Below are 16910 nucleotides of genomic sequence, written 5' to 3'. Positions count from 1 at the left end.
GGGACGCATCAAGGATATTTTGATACACCCCAGAATGGAGTGAATGGTCGAAGATATCCAACTAGAGGAGATTGTTATCATCGGCCGTCGACTGGATGATATCTGCGACTTCCTTGAAGCGGGTCGTCGAGAGCAGAACCTCGAGTACGGCTTGCAGCGGGACATCAAGTTCGTACTCGTGGTACCGGCCAGCAGAGATTCCCTCGTTCCGCTCATAGACTCGGGTGAGCCCGAGCATATTCATATCCGAGAGGTGGTCACGAACACGGCGTTCGCTTACGCTATCAGTTTCGAGCCGGTCACAGAGTTTCACGTACCGTTCGTAGAGGTCGCGGGAGCGGACAGGGACGTTATCGAGCGCCTGATGGTACGCGAGCGCACAGAGAACTGCGTGTCCCTGTGTCGTGAGTTCTTGCATCCCCTCGTAGAGTTGGTTCTTTTCGAGTTCATCTTGGGCGTCCCGGACGTGCTCCTCGGTCACGGTATCAGAATCCGCGGCTTGCGCGAGTTCGCCGGCTTCGCGAAGCAGCCGAATCGCCTGCCGTGCTGACCCCGTATCCTGTGCAGCGAACGCTGCACAGAGCGGGACGACATCGTCGTCGAGGACACCATCGTGAAACGCTTTCTCTGCACGTGGGTTGAGAATCGAACGCAGTTGATTGGCGTCGTACGGTGGGAAGAGAATCTCCTTTTCGGCGAGAGTGTCTTTTACCTTCGGCGAGAGGTTGTCTCGGAACCCAAAGTCGTTGCTGATACCGATGATCACCGGGCGGATGTCGTCAACGTAGCCGTTCGACCGCGCGCGTGGGAGCCCGTAGAGAATATCGTCGGAGTGGCCGATATTGTCGATTTCGTCAAGGACGATCACAACGGTGCCACCGAGAGCGTCAAGTTCCTCGTAAAGAATGTCGAAGACCCGCTGTTGCGAGTAGCCGGTAGTACTGATGCGATCCCTATCCTGGCTTTCACGAAGTTCGTTGACGAGGGCAACGGCAACTTGGTAGGACGAAGAGAGATTCTCACAGCTGACCCAGACGATTGAGAGGTCAACATCATCATACTCAGCAGCGTCGTTCTCAAGATGCGACAGCATGAATTTCGTCGCCACGGTCTTTCCCGTTCCCGTCTTGCCGTACAGAAAGATGTTCGACGTTGGCCGGTTGTCGATGATTGGTTGGAGGGCTCGCTGGTACTTTTCGAGTTCCTCGTCTCGTTCGCGGATATCATCGGGTTCGTAGGAGTCATCGAGAGGTTCAGCATCAGCGAACACCAGACGATCTCGTTCGAACATTCCTATGATACCGACACAGAAGACGACACAATAAAACCACCGTTTCTTTAGTTTCCGAAGCGTCCGGAGATCGGGAGTATATAAAGAATAGACACACCACTGTTTCCGGAGATACGTTTCTTTATAATACTCTCTCACTCCACTATTTCCGGAGCTATGCCAACACACCTAGCTCTCTCTATGAGAGATCTAGATAGAGGGGAAGAACTAATAGAAGGGAAATAAAACAGAACCCGTATTAGATATAAATTGGAATCATATATGAAATTATATCTAATATATTTTATACTAAATAGCACGCTATAGAGATTTACCAGCAATTATCACTTCTTCTCTAGGAGATCCCTCCTCTGTCTAGCGAATAGCTCCGGAAATGGTGGAGTGAGGGTGGAGAACATCTGGCGTCAGCAAAAGCTCCGGAAACGGTGGAGGGTTATCTTCTCGAGGACGATCTCTCGGTCGACAACCCCCCGATAGAATGATCAGAGTGAATAGAGTGGGGGAGGGGGTGTAGAGTGTATCCAGTAGCTTAGGATGAAAACATAGACTTCCGCACTGCTACTGTGCGAACGGCTACGAAGAAAGTGAGAGAGAGAGGTGAGTGCGGCCCAACGCGACCAGCACTACGAAAGTATGGAAACGAAAAGCGGGATAGCGGTTTGAGGCTGGTACTGGATAATTACCGCCTCCAGAGTGGCGGGAACAGGGATACTATCTCCGCGGCCGAATACTTCGTAATCGCCTCCGGCAGGCGACGTCAGGAGAGTACGCACTCGGTGTATATAAAACCTGTTCGCACGCGCGAGTCAGTCCGAGTCCGTCAGCACCTGCTCGACCACCGTCGGGTCCTCGAGCAGTCGGTGTTTGGTGTAGCTCCCTTCGGCGCTGCCGCCGCTGTGCCGTGATTGCTCGGTGATGTCGAGGAAGGTGTGTTCCTTGAGGAGGTCACGGACCCGGCGCAGCGACAGCGGTTCCGACGCCTCCTGCCGGCAGACCTCGGTGTAGAGGTCGTAGATACGGCTCGTCCGGAAGGCGTCGGCCTCCTCCTCGTTGAGCGAGAGAATCGACAGCGCCTGGAGGACGTACCGCGAGTGCGGGGTCGCGCCTCGGATCAACTCCCGGAAGCGGTCGTTCTCGGCGCGCTGGCGCGCCCGTTCGACGTGGGATTCCTCGACGGTCCCGTCGCCGTTGGCTTGGGCTATCTCGCCGGCGTACCGCAGGATGTCGATGGCCTTCCGGGCGTCACCGTGTTCTTTGGCCGCGAACGCGGCCGCGCGCGGGATGGTCGACTCGGCGAGCACGTCGGGTTTGAACGCGTCCTTCCGGGCGTCATAATGTCCCGGAGCTGGTCGGCGTCGTACGGCGGAAAGACGAGTTCACGCTCACAGAGGCTGCTCTTGACGCGTTCGTCCATCCGGTCTTTGTACTTGATCTTGTTGCTGATCCCGATGGTCCCGATCTTACAGCGGTCGAGTTTCCCGGCCTCGCCCGCCCGGGAGAGTTGCATCAGGATCGAGTCGTCGTCGAGTTTGTCTATCTCGTCGAGGATGATCAACACGACGTCGAACGACTGGTCAAGCACCGTCCAGAGCCGCTTGTAGTACGTCGATGTGCTGATCCCCTTGTCCGGTATCGTGACATCTGTCCGCACGGGGTCGTTGAACGTACTCGCTATGGACTGGACGGCCTGTGTCTCGGTGGTGTCCTGCGCGCAGTCGACGTAGGCGAAGGCCGCCGAGACGTCCTCGGGGACCGTCGCGTCGACGAGGCGTCCGGAGACGTGCTTCGCACAGAGGGACTTCCCGGTGCCCGTCTTCCCGTAGATCAACACGTTGCTGGGGCTCTGTCCGAACAGCGCGGGGTTGACCGCCGTCGCGAGGCTCTCGATCTCGTCGTCCCGACCGACGATCCGACCCTCCTCCGGGAGGTGATTGATCTCGAGTAGTTCCTTGTTCGCGAAGATCTGATCTTCCCGGGAGAAGAGGTCGTCCGTCGAGTCCGACATATGCTCACCTCGTTTCCGGTGAAACGACTTCACTGTTTCGCTGTCTTGCGGTTATTACTATCAGAAATGTCGTATATCGCCGACCTCGTTTCCGGTGAAACGCCACTTCCGCTTTAGAGCGCCTCTATAGCGATATTAGTTTCTGAGACACACACACCACGTTTCCGGTGAACGGGGGTTTGGAGGGGGTGGGGGGTCAGACGAAACGGAGGTCGGGATTTCACCGGAAATCCGGTGTGTTCTGGAGTCTCAGGGAACAGTAAGAGAAATTAGATGGTATAAATAGTCTATCCAATAGAGTATCTCTAGAGGGTATTTTCGACTAGAATATATCTGACGAGCAAACGATAAATCGTTTGCTGTTCCATACGCAAACGATTTAACTTAATGGACTTTTAGCTCAGCTAGCTCTTATAGCTAGGGGAACAAACCATATCCTAGAGTAGTGTGCTAGAAGTCTCTCTAGATACTCTTTGTAGAAATTTCTTCTTCAACTTCTCTAGACTATCCTAGATAAACTCGGTCTATCGTTGCACTCTCTAGCCTTTCTCTCGACTAGTACCGTTCTCTCACTACCTCTCGTTCCGGAATACGCGACTATCGTGGTCTCTTCGGACAGTTCTCTCTTCGTTCGTTCGCACTGAACCCCCCACCCCTCCTCTGAATCCCGTTTCACCGGAAACGTGGTGTGTGTGTCTCACCCCTCCCCCACCTTCGAACCCCGTTTCACCGGAAACGTGGTGTGTGTGTCTCGCCGGTTCGTTCCCCCAACTCGACTCTTCCAACCTTCCTGTTGATCTGATAGATCAGCCCCGAGAATCTATGTCTGATATCCGAGACACCGTTCCAATCTTTAAGTCAGTATCTCCGAGAGGCGTTTCGAGTGGCACTCCCGCCGCGGATAGGTCGAGTACTCTGTGTGCCTGTCCCTACTCATCGTACCGATTCGTCGGTCTTTCTCCCTGCTTCGCTAGTCCAGATCGCTCTCCTGTACTCAGGTCGGACCGACGCCGAGGCTCTCGACAGCCGCGGTGAACTCCTCGGGGTCCATCTCCGCGATGTGCTCGATACCGTGGGCGATAACGACGGGGTAGAAGTGATGTTCTTTCTTCACTTCCCAGTCGGTCTCCAAGTCGAGTCGCTTGTACTGGTACTCGAGCAAGTCCGAGAGGTCGTCCGGGAGATACACCAGTCTCGTGTTCCACTCGTCCCTGTAGTCGACTGTCTCCGACCGGGACTCTCCCGCCGTCTTGTCCGTCTTCTCTCCCGCTTCCTCCATATCCTTGCCTTCCTCAGTCTCCTTAGCTTGCTTAGTAGACTTATTCTGCTTAGCAGACTTATCTTGATTATTTTGCTTAGTCTGCTTAGTATCCTTGTCGGGTTCGTCGGAGTCGAACCGCTTCGAGAGGCGGTCCTGCAGTCGGTCCGCGTCGCCGTCGCGGTCCGTCATTCCGCCACCTCCCGTAGCACGTCGGCGAGTTCGAGGAACGCGGCCTCCTGGTCGCAGTCCTCGTCGTGAGCGAAGATGGAGACGCCGTCGTTGTACGCGCGCTTGATGGCGACGCGCTTGCGGATCTCGACGACGGGGAGGACGTCGCCGTAGGTGTCCTCGAACCACCCGAGCATCTCCTTCTCCTCGCCGTCGAGGGGGTACTCCAGCCGCGAGACGACAACGGCGCGTTCGGGGATGGTGACGTCGAACTCCTGTTCGAGGGTGTCGATCTGGTTCGAGAGCAGCTTCAGCGCCCGGATCGAGGTGTCTTCGGCCAACACCGGGAGGACGACGTTTTCGGTCCCCAGCAACGCGTTGTCGGTCAGAATCCCCAGCGACGGCGGGGAGTCGACCAGCACCGTGTCGTACCCCTCGATGTCGGCCAGGAGCCGCCGCAGTGCCTCGTGGCCGCGCATCGCCGTGGTCAACTCCGAGGCGAGGTTGAACATGTCGATGTTCGCGGGGACCACGTCGAACTCCTCGTGGCTGTACGCCAGCGACGCGAGGTCGTGACCCTCGGGGTCGACCATCGCGTCGTACAGCGACGGCGGTTCCTCGGTGTAGGCCGCGTCCAGCCCCACGCCGTCGGTCAAGTTCCCCTGCGGATCGAGGTCGACGATCAGGACGTCCTCGCCCATCTCGTTGAGCGCGCCCGCGAGGTTGATGGTGTCCGTCGTCTTCGCGACGCCGCCTTTCTGGTTCGCGAGTGTGAGTGTCCGTGGCATTTGCTTATCTTCCTAAGTCGACTTAGCACGCTAATCGTACTTAGTATTCAGTCAGACGCACGCGGCGTCGCCGCTGGTGATCGTGTCGAGAACGCTTCGAAGGTAGTTTCGGGAGCTTATCGGCCGTCCGTGCCTTTGACGCCACCCCACAGCTCGAGCTGTTGGCGGAGCCACTCGGGGTCGGTGGCCTCGCCGTTCACCGGGAGGTCGTCGAGCATCCAGCGCAACACGTTACACAGCGTCCACAGAGTTCCGGCCGTCTCGTCGCTGATGTCCTCGGGGTCGCGGTCCTCGAAGTGGTCGACCAGCGTCTCCATCATACCTACCGTCGGGTCGCTGACCTCGTCGGCGTACTCCCGGCCGACGTCGACGAAGCGGTCCCTGACTTCCGCGCGGTCGATAGACTGGTCCCCGTGGTCGATGACGACGCCGTCGAGCAGTTCTCCGTCCATACAGATTCCGTGCGAGAGAATCCTAAAGAAAGTATCCCCGCGCCGCTCCCGGCCCCTCGCCGTGTTTCCCCCGCCGACACAACGGAATTTTAAGTAGCTGCGCTATGTAGCCATCGCTATCCCGTCAGAAACGCGGGTTGGAGGAGTGCAGGAACACTCCCCCGAAACCAAGGAGAATCCCGTATGAGCACCAACATAGCCGAGGGTATTCAATCTTACTCTCACGACCGGCGTAGTACCGCCTCTGACCAGTCCGAGCGACCCGCTACTACTCAGTTCGTAGCCCTCGACCCGGCAGTCTCGGGTGTCGACCCCCGGGGTGATGCCGATGTCTGAGGTCACGCGCGAGGAGTTCGAGGCACTGCTGGCGCGAGTCGAGGAACTCGAACAGCAGCGGGAGGCAGACCGCCGCGAACTCGACCGTCGCGAGCAGCGCATCGCGGAACTCGAAGCGGAGGTGTCGGAGCTACGAGCGGCACAGGAAGACAGCGCCGACACCGAGGACGTCGAGGAACTCCGGAACGTCCTTGACGTCTCCATCCAGCGGCGGAAGGAACTCGAAGACGAGGTGGAGACCCTCGCCGACGACGTCGAGGCCCACGACGAGGAACTCGACAGGCAGGACAACCTTCTGGAGTTGACCATCGAGAAGCGCAAGGACCTCCGAGAGCGCGTCCACGAACTCGCCCGCGAGGTCGAGGACGACACCGAGGCGGAGGGACAGACGCCGCACTACATCCGTCCGGAGACGCCGCTTGAGGACCTCGTACAGTTGCCACAGGAGATAGCCGAACAGAATCTGACGGCCAACCAGCAGCGGATGAAGTTCGTCGCCGAGGGCGTCCACGAGTACACGACGAAGGTCCCGGCCGGCCGGGCGCTCCCGTGGAGTGACTTGCGGCGTGTGATGGCCGCCGGCGAGGGCGGACAGGCCTACAGCTCGAACGTCGGCCGAGTGATGGACTTCTTCGACGAATTCGGAAAAGAGGACGTCGAGATTGTCGACAGGAAGGACGGTCAGAAGACTGTCGTCTTCGACGACGACCTCGTCAAGCGTATCGTAGCCTATCACAACCAAACCGCCCAGAGCAACAGCGTTGTTAGTAGAAACGAGGTGTACGGGTAGCCCTCCGTGTTAGCCAGACCACGCCCGAGAGGGCTCACTCTCTAGGAGACACTCACCACACCGCTGTTTTCCCCTTTTTCTACTGGCGAGACTGGACAGCACCCCCTGCTCTAGAGAGTGTTCTCCCCCGTGAGAACACGACCACCACTAACTCACCGTTCTTCTCACTAACAACGGTGTTAGTCGCCGCTCACCCGCTGATCTTGTTCCACAGCGCTAGCGCGTCGAAGAGGTCGCCGGCGTCGCCGTCGCCGTCGAAGTCGAACGCGTCGACGTTGGTTCGTATCGTCTCGCTGTCCCGGTTGTTGTAGTAGTCCAGCGCGTCGAAGAGGTCCGCCGTCCCGTCACCGTTGACGTCCTCCAGCAACGGGTCGTCGTCGACGCTCGCCGGCGGGCCGGCCGCGTTCGGGAGAGCCGCGACCGGCGACGACTCCGCACCGATCCGGATGGAGAGCGCCCGGACGCTCACGTCGGTGTACTGGCTCCCGTTCTCGTCGGTCAGCGTCCGGACTTCGGGTGTGATCGAGCGTTGCCGTTACCCTCGGTCCGGACGGTGAGCGTGCCGAGTACGGCTTGGCCGCCGGTACTCTCGACGCTGGCGTTTGCGGCCGTGAGCGTCGCGGCTCGGCCGTCGTCGCTGATCTCGATCCGTTCGAACGGCCCGACCGGGGACGCCGGCTCGTAGGACTGGATGGTCAGGGACGAACTCGTCGTCAGCCGTAGGTCGTAGGCCCCGACGGAACCGCTGGTGTTCCGGACGACGACGTCGAATTCGGCGGTCGAACCCGCCTCGTAGCCGTCGGTCGTCCCGTTCAGCGTCACTGTCACTGGGTCGTCGGTCGGTGCGGCCGTCGCCAGCGGTATTGAACAGAGCGCGACGGCCAGCACGGCGGCGGCGAGGACTCGGCGCATACGCTCCGGTGGGTCGGGCGTGGCAATAGTCCTGCCGCTGGGGCGTCGAGAAAATGGAGAAATTACGGCGGAGGAGTCGGCCGATCCGACTCAGTTAGCTGATCGCGTTAGTTGTTGCGGCGCACCGCGAGGAGCGCAGCAGCGATGAGCGCGACCAGGGCTGCGACGATACCGAAGCCGGGACCACCAGCGTCGGTGGTCTCCTCGTCGCCACCGTCGTCACCGTCGCCTGCTTCGGTGGTCTCGGTGGTGTCCGGAGCCGGCTCGGTCGTTTCCGTGGTCGGCTCGGTGGTCGGCTCGGTCGTTTCCGTGGTCGGCTCAGTCGTCTCGGTCGTCGGCTCCGTCGTCTCAGTCGGCGTCGGTTCCGGCGTCGGAACCGTCACGACTGCGGAGTCGGTGACCGCTGCGCCGTCCGCGGTGTACGGACCGTCGGCACCCTCGATGGAGCCGAAGTCGTACTCCTGGTTGTTGTTCGTGTCGAGGTGCGGCATGGCGACGACCGTGGTGTCGCCACCCTCGAGGGACGAGTCGAGCGAGATTGCGACGTTGGACGCACTACCCGCGATGTAGTTGGATGCGCCGATGACCTCGCCACCCGGGCCGCCCTCGTGGATGGCCACGAAGCCGCCCTGGCTCATGTCGACGGAGTCGACGATGACGGTGTCACCCTCGCTGCGGGTCTGGTCGCTGATCGAGACGGACGCGGTCGGTGCGGCCGGCTCGCCGGCGATGGTGTAGGTGACCTGGTCACTGGCGCCCTGACCGCTCAGGGTCGCGGTGAGCTCGTCACCCTCTTCGAGGCGGCTGAGGTCGAACTCAGCGCTGAAGTTACCGTCCGGACCGACCGTCACGCCCTCGGAGTCGAGGAGGTTCGGGCCGCGGATCTCGACGGTGTACTCGCTACCGGGTGCGACAGAGGCCTCGCCGGTGACGGTCTGGCCACTCTCGCCTCGGAGCGTGAGGTCGTCGCTGTCGGTCAGCTCGACGTTACGCTCTTCGACCGAGAACGTCTGCGTGGCTTCCTCGGCGTCGTCCGGGCTGACGTACTGGTCGGTGACGTCGAACGTCACGTCGAAGACGTCGTTCGGTGCCGCGGAGACACCAGTCTGGCTGCCACGGTCGAACTGCAGGCTCGCCGTCTCGGCGATGACGTACAGTTCGTCGTTACTCGCGTTGAAGAAGACCGTCAGAGCGTCGGCGCTGTCGCCGAGGTTGAGGGTCTTCGGCTGCTGGTTGATTCCAGTCGAGGCGTCGGTCTGCTCGATGGTCAGATCGACGACGTCGTTGTTGATCGCGTTGGTCAGCGTCTCGACGCCGTTGTCGCCTTCGACCGCGGCGATGAGGCCGTCGAAGTCGTTGACCTCGATCTGGTGGATGAGGAGGTCGCCCGCTGCGATCTCGTTGCTCGGCGTCACGGTGCCGCTCTCGATGGCTGCCGTGACGTCGCTGCGGTCGCTGACGTCACCGGCCGCGCTTCGCGGCGCGGTCCAGAGCGCCATCTCGGCGCCGTCGTCACGGTCCTGGAGGAGGAAGCTGCTCAGCTCGAGCTCCTCACCAGTGTCCGCGTCGATGAGCGTCAGGTCGTACGTACCGGAGTCCAGCGGCTCGCCCGGTGCTTCGGTCTGTGCACTGACGGAGACGCTGTCCTCGTCGTTCGCGACGGAGAGAGCGTCACTCAGCGGAGCGAAGCCGGAGAGGTACGTGTTCAGTCGGAGCGTGACCTGACCGTCACTGTTGCCGTCCGTGAGGGAGGCAGTGACGTTGTAACCGACCTCGTCGCTACCGATGCGGACATCGGCGCTGTCGGTGTTGTTGATCGTGACGGGCAGTTCGAGGAAGTTACCCTTCCGGACCGACTGGCCCGGATCGAAGGCGAACTCGACGTTGGCCGGGTCCTGCTCCTCGACGGTGAGGTTGACGCTCGAGGACGCCGTCGTGTCCGTGACGGCGAAGTCGAACGTGTAGGTGCCGGCGTCGATCGCGCTCGTGTTGAGCGAGATGTCGGAGTCGGTGTTCGAGATGTCGAGCGTCGTGGAACCGAAGACGGACTCGATGTCCGAGTCTTCGAGGTTCTCTGCGCTGACGTCGACCGAGTAGGAGCCTCGAGTCGAGGTGAGGCTCACGGTCGTGGAGTCACCCTGCGTGACCTGGTTGTCCTCGAGCGTCGCGCTGATGGACTGCTCTCGGACCGTGAAGACGGATTCGCTGATATCGTTCGACGGGTCGATGGTCTGTGAGACCTCGCCCTCGCTGTTGAACACGACTGCGTCGTTGTCCGTGTTGAACAGCGCGTACGTACCCGCGCCGATGATGTCTCGGCCGGTGTCGAGAACCTTGGCACCGGAGTCGTTCAGCGTGACCTCGGTGACGAAGTCGGTCTCGATGTTGCTACCAGTCCCGCTCGTGCGGTACAGGACGTAGTCCTCGTTCGCGTCCTCGGGGACCTGGAAGAACAGCTGCTGGCCCTGCCAGAACAGCGGACCGCTGGTCTGGAGGTACCGGTCAGCGTCGTCCGGGAGGCCCGTGACGGGCGACGGGTCGGTGTCACCGTCGTCACCGTCGTCACCGTCGTCGCCACCGTTGTCACCCTCACCGACGGTCAGCGTGGCACCGTTCTGCTCCTGAACGGAGTAGGAGTTGCCACCCTCGTCGGTGATCTGGTTGACGTCGGTCGTGACGTCGGTCGAACCGGCGCTCTCACCCTCGATGGTGACGGTCGCGATCACGAGGTTGTTCGAACCCGCGAGCGCGTCCGGGATGTAACCGAGGTTGAAGGCGACCGACGAGTTGTCGTCGGCGTAGTTGACCTCTTCGATCCCCGGGCTACCGGCGACCGAGACGTCGGTGATGTCTGCTGCGGATCCGTCGGAGAGATTGACGGAGAACTGTGCACCCTGGACACCGTCGCCACCTTCGGTGATGACGATGTCCGCGGTTGTCGTGCTGCCGACATCCACACTTGAGCTGCTAGGCTCCACGTTGACGTCAGTATCGCCCGCTGCCGTAACAGTGGCAGCGCCGGCGAATACTGAGAGGACCATGAGAGCTGCAAGTGTGATGCCGCGGAATTGATCCCTATTCATAATTGGTATGCGTTGGTTGACGCACTCCCCACCGGAAAGCGATGTGTACACTTTCCGGTGGCAAGTTGTCGTGTTCCTTTTCATACAGAGACGTTAAGTACTTTGTGTTATTTTGTCCGCTACCCACTCGGAAATACTGAATGTTTAGATTACGGATGGTTTTATCGGAGACGTATCGTTACCCGCCCAAATATGGCGTATTCGCTGTCTGAGATATGTACTATTTCGGGATGAAAGGGGGTCGCTCGCGCTGTGAGACATATCTATCGCTGGTCGTTCGCTAACCGGCCGGGAATATAAACGACTGTGACAGTGGTTCGGTCGGTTACCGTCCGTAACGGATCGGCGTTGCTGTCGCTGTCCGGTTCGAAAAAATGGAGAAGACGGCTGCTTCAGACGGGCTGTTCTATGCGGAGATCTCGTTCCACAGGGCCAGCGCGTCGAAGAGGCCGTTGATGTCACCACTCGCGTCGAAGTCGAACGCGGCGGCGTTGTCCTGGACTGCGTCGCTGTCGGCGCTGTTGTAGAAGTCCAGCGCGTCGAAGAGGTCAACGGCGCCGTCGCCGTTGACGTCTTCGAGCTGGCCGTCACCGTCCGTGTCCTGTGCAGGACCGGACGCGCCGGGCAGCGTCGGGTTGCCGTCGCCACCAGTCACACCGGCGACGTCGAGTTCAGCCGACGCGGGCTGGAAGCCAGCCGGACGCGTCTCGATGGTGTAGGTACCATCGGTCGCGTTCTCCGGGACGGTGAACGTTGCCGTACCGCTGCCGTCGGTCTGAGTCTCGGCGATGACGTTACCGCTCGGATCGACCAGCGAGACACCGGCGAAGCTGACCTCGTCACCCGTCGACCGGGCCGTCAGCGACACCGAGATGTCCTCGCCAGCGTCGACGCTGTCCTCGGTGAGCGAGATGTTGACCTGCAGGTTCGAACGCAGGACGTCGAAGACGACGTCGTTGGCGTCCGTGTCCTGAACGACGGTACCGGTACGTCGTTGTCGTTGATCAGCTGCAGGATGCCGTCACCAGTACCAGTCGGCGTGAGCGTCAGGAAGCCGATCTGACCGGAGTCGTAGCTCTGGTCGGTGAACTGGTTCGTGACCAGCGGCTGGTCGGTACCGTTCGTGCTGGTCGTCGTCCCGACGACGTTCTCGGAGATCGGGTTCGTGCTGGGGAAGCCGAACTTCAGACCACCGCGGAGCGGGACGTCGTCGGCGTCAGCCGGGAACGCCTCCACTCGCAGGGTCTGGGTCACGTCGTTCGCCAGCACCGAGTTGTTGCTGTCCGCGGACGGGTTGACCGGCAGCTCGGAACCGGACTGGTCGTAAACTTCGACCAGCGGGTTCTGAGCGTCCGGACTACCCGCGATGGACGCGTTCGGACTGAACGTAGTGTCGCCGTTGTTACCGTAAACGCCGGTGACACCGTAGTCCGGGTTGTGCGTCGCGTTCGCGGTGAACTTGGGGACGAAGGTCCCAGTGCCACTGCTGTTGTTGACAGTGATGTCGAACTGGAACTCGCCGTCGCCGTTGAAGAGGTTCACCGTCGGGTTACCGCCAATCGTGGCGTTCGCGTTACCGAGAGTCCTCACGGCCTCGAAGGACACGTCGGTCGGCTGACCGGAGAGTGCACCGTCGTACTGGATCCAGGATCGGTCGAAGTTGGAGCCATTGATCGCTTCACCGGTGAAGCTCTCGTACGTCGCGTTGACGCGGTACGTCCGGTTGATGCCGATGGTAAGCGTCTCGATGCCCGAGACGTCCTCGAAGCTGTCCGCGGCGGTGTGGCTCAGGTTCGCCCACGTGTTACCGTTGACGTCCGGACCAGCAACGCCGGTGACGTTCGTCTCGATGTTCGGATCGCCGACTTGGAACTGACCCTGACTGTAGGTGAACGGATCAGTGGCGATGTCCTCAGTCTGTGCGGAGAGGTCGGGGGTCGTGATCTGCAGCCAGAACTGCTGCGGACCCTCGCCCGTTGCTCCGTAGTCGTAGAAGCTGAACACGCCGTCGCCGGCACCGGTCCCCGTGTTGAGGAAGCCGTTGCCGTCACTGACGACCGTGTTACCGCCGTTGATGTTCGAGATGTCTTCGATGACGTAGTAGCCGTCACCGGGCTGACTCTCGGTCTCGTTGAAGTAGACCTGGCCGATCGTCACGGGGTCACCGTTGATGTCCGTCGCGGTGAGGTTGACCAGGTTCGTGTTGTCCCCGGCCACACCGTTGGTGGTGAAGACCGGCGCGTTCAGGTTCGCCTTCTGGCCGATACCGTCAGTGAGGTTGACTGCGTTGCCCTCACCGTCGGTGAGCTGGAACGCGATGCTGTCGTACTCGACACCTTTGGTCAGAACCATCTGACCGCCGAAGTCGGAGCCGACGTAGTCGCTCGTGTTGTTGTCGTCCGGCAGGAACGTGACGTTCAGGTCCTGCTCGAGCGAGAGGTCGAGGGTTTCGACCGTCGCTTCGTCGACCTCGTCCTGCTCAAGTGCCTGGTTGCCGTCAGCGTCTGCGTACTGGTATGCGGTGAAGACGAGCTGCGAAGCTTCCTCACCGATACCGTCGCCGTCCGTGTCCACACCGCGCGGACCGACCTGCAGGTCGTTGAACGTGTACTGACCGTCGTTGACGTTCGCCGTCCGAGCGTCAACCTGGCCGATTGCCGTGCTGTTCTGGGAGACGCGCACGCGACCGTTGTTGATCGGTGCGTCGCCTTCCTGTGCGTCACGCACGACTGCAGTGACGTTGACCTGCGAGTTCGGTTCGACAGCGTCGACGTCGCTCTCACCGTCCACGTCGAACTCGTCGACGTAGAGGCCGGAGACGTTGATCTCCTGCGTGAGGTCGGTATCGCTGCCAGTACCGCTGATGTTCACCTCGACAGTGATCGTCTCGTCGACTTCGTCAGCGTTGGTCGGACGGAAGACGACGTAGTGGTCCTGACCGTCGAAGATCGGACCGCTGAGCAGGTTCTGGCTCGGCGAGCCGAGGGCGAGGTTGCCCGGATTGACACCGTTGACCGTACCGTCGACGCCCGCGCCTTCGAGTCGGATCTCGGAGACGTTACCGGCGTTCGTACCGGGATAGATGACGTCGTTCGCTCGGTCGCGGAGTTCGACTTTCAGACGGTACGCCGTCATACCATCGAAGTCCTGGAAGGTGTCGTTACCGAGTCGCTCGCCGTTGACGATGCGGCTGCTGTTCTGCGTCGTCAGCGGGAGCACTTCGATCAGCCCGTCCGGTCCACCGTCGCTCGGACCGAGGAGGTTGATCGCGTTGGTGTAGTTGGTGATCGTGTCGCCATTGGGGTTCGTCGTGTTCGTAGCGAAGGATTCGCTGTTCGCGGTCCGCGGATCCTGCACCTTGAACTCGACGACGTTGATGTCGTCAGGCGCGACGACTTCGAGAGCACTACTGCCGACGTAGTCCGGGAACTCCGGCGTGTCGCCAGCGTCGTCAGCGACCTCTGCACCGCCGAAGACACCGTTGGTCGGGTCGCGTCGTTGTCATTCTCGAGTTTCGCGTTGACGTCACTGCCAATATCACCGACAGGCGTGGCGTCGAACGCGATCTGACCCTGCGCGTCAGTGTACACGTGGACGTACTGGATGTCGCCACCAGCCGTCACACGCGCTCGCTCTTTGCCAGCGTTCGTGACCGAGAAACTGCTGAACGGACCAGTCACATTGACGTAGCCCTGAGCGTCGGCGGAGCCGGTCTCGTTGACCTGCAGGGACGTACCGTCCGTGTCGTTGACCTGAATCTCGTAGCTGTGCGTGAAGTTCGCTCGGTTGACGTCGCCGACAGTGTCAAGCGAGACGTCGGCTTCCTGACCGGCGACTTCGATCTGCCCGTAGCGGATCGAGTCGTCGACGGCGTCAGCCTTGTCGCCGACGTTGGTCCCGTACGTCCAGAGACCAGCGTCGTTGAACTCCATCGTGAAGCCGAACTGCCCGTCTGCGGCGGTCGTCGTGTTACGGGTCTTGCCGACACCGATTTTGTCGTCGGCGAGCGTCCCGTTCTGGACCTCGATGAGGTAGTTCGCGACGCCGTTGTCGTCACCGTCGGTGAGCAGCCCTTCGACGTTCCGGGTCTCACCGTAGTTGACGCTGGACGGGTTCGTGAGATCGAAGTTCAGTCGGACGGGGATGATCGCGTTCCCGTCGTTGTTGTTGATGTCCGGCGTCGGCGCGTTGTTGTTGTCGACGTCGGATTTGACGAAGACCTCGTAGGACGGCTCAGTCTGGCCGTCTGCGGGGTAATCGAGATCCTCCGTTCGGCCCGGCGGCGGCGACGAAGCGGTCGTCGTCGCGCTGAAGGTCCGGACCTCGGTGAACTGACCGTTGCTGGTGTCACCGGTCACGATCTGGTTGCCGGAAGTCTTCGTACCCGGCTCGTAGATCGCGTAGTCGACGTTGATGTCGTCCTCGAGAATCTGCTCTCCGTCCTCGTCGAAGTAGGTGTAGATCTCACCCTGAATCTGGACGGAGTCAGTGTTCGCGTAGGTCGCGTTGTTGATGACGCGGACCTCGTAGTTGTCTGCCGAGTAGCCCTCGGTGTCGAACTTCTGCGAACCGTTGTAGAACTCGACGGTTCCGCGCTTGGCAGCGCTGAACGTCGCGTTCGCGACACCGTTACCCTCGTTGTCGACGAGGTCTTTCTCGGCGACCAGTTCGCCGTCGACGTAGTGCTGAGCCGACAGCGACTGGTTGTTGAATCCGGAGTAGTCAACGGTCGCGTTGACCGTATCGGTCACACTACCGAAGGTGTCGGTCTGCGTTCCGGCAGTGTCTCGGATGACACCGTCACTGGGCGAACCGGCACCGATGGTGAGGTCACCGTAGGCCTTGCCGGCGCTGGAGCCAGGGTTGATGTGGACCAGACCGGAGTAGGTGCCGTCGGTGGACGGGTTCTGGAACGCACTGTTGCTGACAACGACGTCGATGCGGTCGTTCGCGTTGACCGTCATCTGTGAGCCCATCGAAACCGTGATGGTCGCGCCGCCGTTGCTGATCGAGTCAACTGTCGCGCCCTGCGAAGCGCCGTTCACTTCGATGTCGACATCTGCGTCGCCGACGTTAGCGAAGCTGCCGTCGAAGTCGCTCGCGGGCGTAAAGTCAAGTCGGACTGTCTGGAAAGTACTTCCGGCGTACTCAGAGCGACGTTAGTGCCACCAGTGAGGGTTGCCGGAGTGGCACCTGCCGTGGTGTCGGACGCTGAGAAGGAGGCGTTCCCCGCGGCTGCGGCGGTCCCCGTGAATGCCATACCGGCGGCAAACACGGAGAGGACCATCAGCGACGCAAGGAACACCGCGCGGAGCTTCTCTCCAGGCGATGTGTTATTACCTGTCATGATTGTACTCTGTTCGAAGCGGAATCGCTGCCACGCACCGAAGTGCGGGGACTCGTTCCATTCACCATAGTATATGTCATAATTATGTACCAGCCTCGATGTGTATGGCTACAGGCGTTACAATCTAATGGTACGTTTAAATACTTTGTGACCCTGAACGAGTGTGGATTCCCACGTACAGACACGCAACGTTACAGATTCTCCAATCCCGCGATATCGGCGGCGTCTCCTCCTTTCGATAGATCGTGACAGGTATCGTATGTACGGGTGCGAGAGCACAGTTCGGCGGGTGCGAGAGCCCTCGTTCATATGGGATGATACCAACACACCTGACCCACTAGCCGGAGATAACATCGAGAACTGGTTCAACTCGAGTGTCATCCCGAAGCTTCTCGATGACAATATCCCGGTCGATAGCCAAGCGTACTGATTCGTTATCCCCTTTCCACGACCTCTGCCTCTACGGGACGCATCAAG

11 protein-coding genes and 1 pseudogene are annotated in these 16910 nt (G+C 60.5%); 1 reads left to right on the top strand and 11 read right to left on the bottom strand.

The features are described 5' to 3' along the window. Positions 1-61: 61 nt before the first annotated feature. The 5 genes and pseudogenes from GJ629_RS07600 to GJ629_RS07580 all read right to left on the bottom strand — a co-directional run bounded on the left by GJ629_RS07600 (position 62) and on the right by GJ629_RS07580 (position 5965). Positions 62-1297: an orc1/cdc6 family replication initiation protein gene (locus tag GJ629_RS07600; RefSeq protein WP_370515821.1), complete on the bottom strand. Its 1236-nt coding sequence runs from the start codon at positions 1295-1297 to the stop codon at positions 62-64. 800 nt (positions 1298-2097) lie between these two features. Beyond that, a pseudogene (locus GJ629_RS07595) lies at positions 2098-3296 on the bottom strand (Cdc6/Cdc18 family protein). Between the two features lie 994 nt (positions 3297-4290). After that, a complete protein-coding gene (locus GJ629_RS07590) occupies positions 4291-4746 on the bottom strand; it encodes a hypothetical protein (RefSeq protein ID WP_157512456.1) in 456 nt (151 codons plus the stop codon). Beyond that, a complete protein-coding gene (locus GJ629_RS07585) occupies positions 4743-5513 on the bottom strand; it encodes a ParA family protein (protein ID WP_157512455.1) in 771 nt (256 codons plus the stop codon). Before GJ629_RS07585 ends, GJ629_RS07590 begins: the two co-directional genes overlap by 4 nt. Before the next feature lie 116 nt (positions 5514-5629). Continuing rightward, a complete protein-coding gene (locus GJ629_RS07580; protein ID WP_157512454.1) occupies positions 5630-5965 on the bottom strand; it encodes a hypothetical protein in 336 nt (111 codons plus the stop codon). 328 nt (positions 5966-6293) lie between these two features. On the opposite strand from GJ629_RS07580, the gene GJ629_RS07575 reads away from it, so the two are divergent. Further along, complete coding sequence (locus tag GJ629_RS07575) at positions 6294-7091, top strand: hypothetical protein (protein ID WP_157512453.1); 798 nt, start codon at positions 6294-6296, stop codon at positions 7089-7091. Positions 7092-7281: 190 nt separating this feature from the next. Here the strand turns inward: GJ629_RS07575 and GJ629_RS07570 are convergent, their stop codons facing one another. The 6 genes from GJ629_RS07570 to GJ629_RS07545 form a co-directional block, all read right to left on the bottom strand. Then, positions 7282-7560: a hypothetical protein gene (locus tag GJ629_RS07570; RefSeq protein ID WP_157512452.1), complete on the bottom strand. Its 279-nt coding sequence runs from the start codon at positions 7558-7560 to the stop codon at positions 7282-7284. Between the two features lie 29 nt (positions 7561-7589). Then, a complete protein-coding gene (locus GJ629_RS07565; protein ID WP_157512451.1) occupies positions 7590-8003 on the bottom strand; it encodes a hypothetical protein in 414 nt (137 codons plus the stop codon). 107 nt (positions 8004-8110) lie between these two features. Then, positions 8111-10960: a BGTF surface domain-containing protein gene (locus GJ629_RS17925; RefSeq protein ID WP_157512450.1), complete on the bottom strand. Its 2850-nt coding sequence runs from the start codon at positions 10958-10960 to the stop codon at positions 8111-8113. Between the two features lie 532 nt (positions 10961-11492). Then, entirely contained in the window at positions 11493-11954 is a 462-nt protein-coding gene (locus GJ629_RS07555; protein ID WP_157512449.1) for a hypothetical protein, read from the bottom strand. Beyond that, positions 11945-14443 carry a hypothetical protein gene (locus tag GJ629_RS07550; RefSeq protein WP_157512448.1) on the bottom strand — a complete coding sequence of 833 codons (2499 nt, stop codon included), beginning with the start codon at positions 14441-14443 and terminating at the stop codon, positions 11945-11947. The genes GJ629_RS07555 and GJ629_RS07550 overlap by 10 nt, the downstream gene beginning before the upstream one ends. Positions 14444-16127: 1684 nt before the next feature. Further along, on the bottom strand, positions 16128-16433 hold the full coding sequence (locus GJ629_RS07545; protein ID WP_157512447.1) for a surface glycoprotein: 306 nt from the start codon (positions 16431-16433) through the stop codon (positions 16128-16130). Positions 16434-16910: the final 477 nt, after the last annotated feature.

Origin of the sequence: Halapricum sp. CBA1109, assembly GCF_009741825.1 — an archaeon.
In the GTDB taxonomy this organism is placed as follows: Archaea; Halobacteriota; Halobacteria; order Halobacteriales; family Haloarculaceae; genus Halapricum.
Note: the sequence above shows the minus strand (reverse complement) of the source record. Positions and strands in the feature narration are given on the sequence as shown.